This window comes from Mesorhizobium sp. M7A.F.Ca.CA.004.12.1.1 (assembly GCF_003997835.1).
GTDB lineage: Bacteria > Pseudomonadota > Alphaproteobacteria > Rhizobiales > Rhizobiaceae > Mesorhizobium.
The window spans coordinates 1-2276 of record NZ_RZRK01000921.1 but is presented as its reverse complement, the minus strand read 5'-3'; the positions used below and the strand labels follow the sequence as shown (position 1 = coordinate 2276).

Below are 2276 nucleotides of genomic sequence, written 5' to 3'. Positions count from 1 at the left end.
CGCCGGAAGCAATGGCGGCTACCGACAGTGCCGCGATTGGGACCTTGCCAGGCACACGCCCAGGCCCCACGCCGCTCGACGATCTTCGCCAGAAGATCCGGCCGGCGCCGCAGGACAGGCTTGCCAGGATGGTCGACCTCAACGAGGAGCGCACCGCGCAGATCCTGCGCAAATGGGCCGCCCAGGAAGTGGCGGTGTAAACCATGCCCTCCGTAGCCCTCTTCGACCTTCTGCCTGATTTCGGGACGCGCGCGCAACGTGCCGGCCAGTCGCGGGCAGCAATCGATCCCGAACACAAGCCCGAGACGCCGGCGCCGCAGGCCGATATCGGCACGCTGATCGCCGAGGCGGTTGCCCAGGCGGAGGCAGCGCTGGAGGTCCGCCTGTCGGCTGCGCATGACGCCGCGCTCGAAGCCGAACGCCAGGCCAATGCCGAGGAAGCAAGGATATTTCTCGAAAGCCTCGGCGACGATGTCGGCAAGGCGGTCTCGTTGCGCATCGATGCCATGGAGGCGCGCGTCACCGGACTTGTCGCCGCCACGGTCGCCCGCATCATCGGCGGCATCGTCAGCGACGATCTGCAGAAACGTTCGATCGAGGCATTGGCCGGCGCCATCCGCGAAGCGGTCGGCGATGCCGAAGCGGTGCGCATCGTCGTGCGCGGCCCGCTCTCGATGTTCGAAACACTGAAGGCGTCGCTCGGACCCCGCGCCGCCAATCTCGATTTTGTCGAGGCGCCAGGCTTCGACCTGACCGTCGCCATCGACGAGGCGGTGTTCGAGACGCGCATGGCCGAATGGTCGACGGTCCTCTCGGAGGTCCTGGCATGAGCGTCGCAGACGCCGACCACGGCCGCCACGAGATCATCATCGTGCGGCGCAGCCATGACGACCATGACGAGGCCCACCATGGCGGCGTCTGGAAGATCGCCTTCGCCGACTTCATGACGGCCATGATGTGCTTCTTCCTGGTCATGTGGCTGATCAACGCCGCCAACGAGCAGACCAAGGCAGCCGTCGCCAGCTACTTCAACCCGGTCAAGCTGGTCGACCGCAATTCGAGCCGCAAGGGCCTGGAGGATCTCGGCGACGGACCGCGCGCCATGGGGCTGACGGCAGACGATCCGCAAGAGGCGACCAGCAAAGCCGGACAGAACGGCAATGCCGGCGCGGGCGCGTCGGACCGCAAGCAGGACAAGCAGGAGCCGCAGCAGGCGGAACGCTCCGACGATCATCTCTTCGCCGACCCCTACGCGGTGCTTTCGGAAATCGCCGCGGATACCGGCGTCATGCAGAATGTCAGCCAGAAAGGCGACGGCGGCGTGCAGGCTGCCGGCCCGGCTACCGGCGCCTCCGGTGGCGCCTCCTACCGCGATCCCTTCGAGCCGGATTTCTGGTCGCAGCAGGTAGCGGCGCCCGGCGCCGAAGCCAGCGCCGAGCGCACGAAGATCGAGGGCGATCCGGCCAAGCCCGGCGACAAGACCGCCGAAACGAAAGTGCTCAAAGTCAAAGCCGTGCCGCCTGTCGCGGCCGCACCGCTTGAGCCGCTGGCCAAGGACGCGACCGGCAAGCAGGCCGCGAACCCTGCCACGGCAATGGCCGGCGAGACCAAACCGGACGGCACCACGGTCGCCGACGCAGCCAAGGCAGAGCCTGAGGCGCAAAAGGCCGCCAAGCCCGACATCGGCGAAAAGGCGCCAACCGCGGCTGCCGTCAAGGCAGCTGCCGACGTCAAGCGGCAGCTGGCCGATGCCTTCAAGCCCGGCGACAAGCTGCACGACGGCGTCTCGGTCGAAGCCACCGACAAGGGGATCGTCATCTCGATCACCGATCAGCTCGACTTCGGCATGTTCGAGGTCGGCTCGGCATTGCCGAGACGCGAACTGGTGCTGGCGATGGAGAAGATCGGCCGCATCGTCAACAGCCAGAAGGGCACCATCAGCATCAACGGCCACACCGATGCCCGGCCGTTCCGCGGCGACAGCTACGACAATTGGCGGCTGTCGACGGCGCGCGCGCATTCCGCCTACTACATGCTCGTGCGCGGCGGCGTCGACGAACGCCGCATCACCGAGGTCGCCGGCTTCGCCGACCGCCAGCCGAAAATAGCAGCCGATCCATTGGCGGCCGCGAACCGTCGCATCGAGATCCTGATGGCGACCGGCGGATGAAGCGAGCGGCCGTCACCCGCCGGTTGATTGGTTTGTTGCTGCTGGCCGGCGGACACCCGTCGGCCGGTTTCGCCCAGGACGCGCTGCAGCCGTATCAGCTGGTGCG

2 protein-coding genes and 1 pseudogene are annotated in these 2276 nt (G+C 67.3%); all 3 read left to right on the top strand.

All coding sequences use genetic code 11. The features are described 5' to 3' along the window. Positions 1-200, top strand: a pseudogene (locus EN984_RS31740) (flagellar M-ring protein FliF); the annotation flags it as partial. 3 nt (positions 201-203) lie between these two features. Further along, a complete protein-coding gene (locus tag EN984_RS31735; RefSeq protein ID WP_127270048.1) occupies positions 204-830 on the top strand; it encodes a hypothetical protein in 627 nt (208 codons plus the stop codon). Beyond that, on the top strand, positions 827-2170 hold the full coding sequence (locus EN984_RS31730) for a MotB family protein (RefSeq protein WP_127301887.1): 1344 nt from the start codon (positions 827-829) through the stop codon (positions 2168-2170). Before EN984_RS31735 ends, EN984_RS31730 begins: the two co-directional genes overlap by 4 nt. Positions 2171-2276: the final 106 nt, after the last annotated feature.